This window comes from Bacillus sp. JK106 (assembly GCF_053663355.1).
This window is the reverse complement of the sequence record NZ_JBSJQC010000011.1, coordinates 1-1,186: the sequence shown is the minus strand read 5'-3', so window position 1 is coordinate 1,186 and position 1,186 is coordinate 1. Positions and strand designations below refer to the sequence as shown.

At 50.0% G+C, this 1,186-nt stretch carries 9 tRNA genes and 1 rRNA gene; all 10 read left to right on the top strand.

The window, feature by feature from the left end:
* The first annotated feature begins 19 nt into the window (after window positions 1-19).
* The 10 genes from rrf (at window position 20) to ACWJJS_RS19840 (ending at window position 975) form a co-directional block, all read left to right on the top strand.
* Window positions 20-135 (top strand): 5S ribosomal RNA (rrf, locus tag ACWJJS_RS19885).
* Window positions 136-158: 23 nt separating this feature from the next.
* Window positions 159-234, top strand: a tRNA-Val gene (locus ACWJJS_RS19880).
* A gap of 5 nt (window positions 235-239) precedes the next feature.
* Window positions 240-315: transfer RNA gene (locus ACWJJS_RS19875), tRNA-Thr, on the top strand.
* A gap of 36 nt (window positions 316-351) precedes the next feature.
* Window positions 352-427, top strand: a tRNA-Lys gene (locus tag ACWJJS_RS19870).
* A 6-nt stretch (window positions 428-433) separates the two neighbouring features.
* Window positions 434-515: transfer RNA gene (locus ACWJJS_RS19865), tRNA-Leu, on the top strand.
* A gap of 24 nt (window positions 516-539) precedes the next feature.
* Window positions 540-614 (top strand) — tRNA-Gly (locus ACWJJS_RS19860).
* Between the two features lie 14 nt (window positions 615-628).
* Window positions 629-714, top strand: a tRNA-Leu gene (locus tag ACWJJS_RS19855).
* Window positions 715-725: 11 nt separating this feature from the next.
* A tRNA-Arg gene (locus ACWJJS_RS19850) sits at window positions 726-802 on the top strand.
* A gap of 16 nt (window positions 803-818) precedes the next feature.
* Window positions 819-895 (top strand) — tRNA-Pro (locus ACWJJS_RS19845).
* 4 nt (window positions 896-899) lie between these two features.
* A tRNA-Ala gene (locus tag ACWJJS_RS19840) sits at window positions 900-975 on the top strand.
* Window positions 976-1,186 lie beyond the last annotated feature (211 nt).

The window sequence follows — 1,186 nt, the reverse complement described above, 5'->3', positions numbered from 1 at the left end:
GAGAGAACACTCTCAATGGTTTGGTGGCGATAGCGAAGAGGTCACACCCGTTCCCATGCCGAACACGGAAGTTAAGCTCTTCAGCGCCGATGGTAGTCGGGGGTTTCCCCCTGTGAGAGTAGGACGCCGCCAAGCTATTACACGCAAGTGTAATATACGGAGGATTAGCTCAGCTGGGAGAGCATCTGCCTTACAAGCAGAGGGTCGGCGGTTCGAGCCCGTCATCCTCCACCATATTTGCCGGCCTAGCTCAATTGGTAGAGCAACTGACTTGTAATCAGTAGGTTGGGGGTTCAAGTCCTCTGGCCGGCACCATTTTTGGACAAGACAATAACACAAGTCTTTTAAAAAGAGCCATTAGCTCAGTTGGTAGAGCATCTGACTTTTAATCAGAGGGTCGAAGGTTCGAGTCCTTCATGGCTCACCATGTTACGCGGGTGTGGCGGAATTGGCAGACGCGCTAGACTTAGGATCTAGTGTCTTATGACGTGGGGGTTCAAGTCCCTTCACCCGCATTATACAGGATAGTTATCCTGTATGCGGAAGTAGTTCAGTGGTAGAACACCACCTTGCCAAGGTGGGGGTCGCGGGTTCGAATCCCGTCTTCCGCTCCAACTATACCATCCACGCCGGGGTGGTGGAATTGGCAGACACACAGGACTTAAAATCCTGCGGTAGGTGACTACCGTGCCGGTTCAAGTCCGGCCCTCGGCATTCATTATTATGCGCCCGTAGCTCAATTGGATAGAGCGTTTGACTACGGATCAAAAGGTTAGGGGTTCGACTCCTCTCGGGCGCGCCATAATATTTTTAAAAATCGGGAAGTAGCTCAGCTTGGTAGAGCACATGGTTTGGGACCATGGGGTCGCAGGTTCGAATCCTGTCTTCCCGACCACTTCGGGGCCTTAGCTCAGCTGGGAGAGCGCCTGCTTTGCACGCAGGAGGTCAGCGGTTCGATCCCGCTAGGCTCCACCATTTATAAAAAACATGTTGACTTTAAGAGAAACTTATTATATACTTAAAAAGTTGCTTGAGAAAGTGAACAAAATGATCTTTGAAAACTAAACAAGACAAAACGTACCTGTTAATTCAAAGTTTTAAATAAATCGCACAGCGATGTGCGTAGTCAGTCAAACTACTTTATCGGAGAGTTTGATCCTGGCTCAGGACGAACGCTGGCGGCGTG